The sequence below is a fragment of the Ciceribacter sichuanensis genome, assembly GCF_024055605.1.
Classification (GTDB): Bacteria; Pseudomonadota; Alphaproteobacteria; order Rhizobiales; family Rhizobiaceae; genus Allorhizobium; species Allorhizobium sichuanense.
The window spans coordinates 1-729 of sequence record NZ_JAMXLX010000026.1; the positions used below are offsets into that span (position 1 = coordinate 1).

1 protein-coding gene is annotated in these 729 nt (G+C 62.4%); it reads left to right on the forward strand.

Translation table 11 applies throughout. The features are described from left to right. On the forward strand, window positions 1-729 hold a 729-nt coding region (locus tag NBH21_RS25985; RefSeq protein WP_252759603.1), incomplete at its 5' end, for a zinc-binding dehydrogenase.

The window sequence follows — 729 nt, forward strand, 5'->3', positions numbered from 1 at the left end:
CACTACATGGGCTGCTCGACGTTTTCGAACTTCACCGTGTTGCCGGAAATCGCGGTCGCCAAGGTCAATCCCGACGCGCCCTTCGACAAGATCTGCTACATCGGCTGCGGCGTCACCACCGGCATCGGTGCGGTGATCAACACCGCCAAGGTGGAGATCGGCTCGACGGCGATCGTCTTCGGTCTCGGCGGCATCGGTCTCAACGTTCTGCAGGGCCTGCGTTTGGCCGGCGCCGACATGATCATCGGCGTCGACATCAATCCGGACCGCAAGGAATGGGGCGAGAAGTTCGGCATGACGCATTTCGTCAACCCGAAGGAAGTCGGCGACGACATCGTGCCCTATCTGGTCAACCTGACCAAGCGCCATGGCGACCTGATCGGCGGCGCCGACTACACCTTCGACTGCACCGGCAACACGAAGGTGATGCGTCAGGCGCTGGAAGCCTCGCATCGCGGCTGGGGCAAGTCGGTGATCATCGGGGTTGCCGGCGCCGGTCAGGAGATCTCGACGCGTCCGTTCCAGCTGGTCACCGGCCGCAACTGGATGGGCACGGCCTTCGGCGGCGCGCGCGGCCGCACCGACGTTCCGAAGATCGTCGACTGGTACATGGAAGGCAAGATCCAGATCGACCCGATGATCACCCACACCATGCCGCTCGAAGACATCAACCATGGCTTCGAACTCATGCACAAGGGTGAATCCATCCGCGGCGTCGTCGTCTATTGA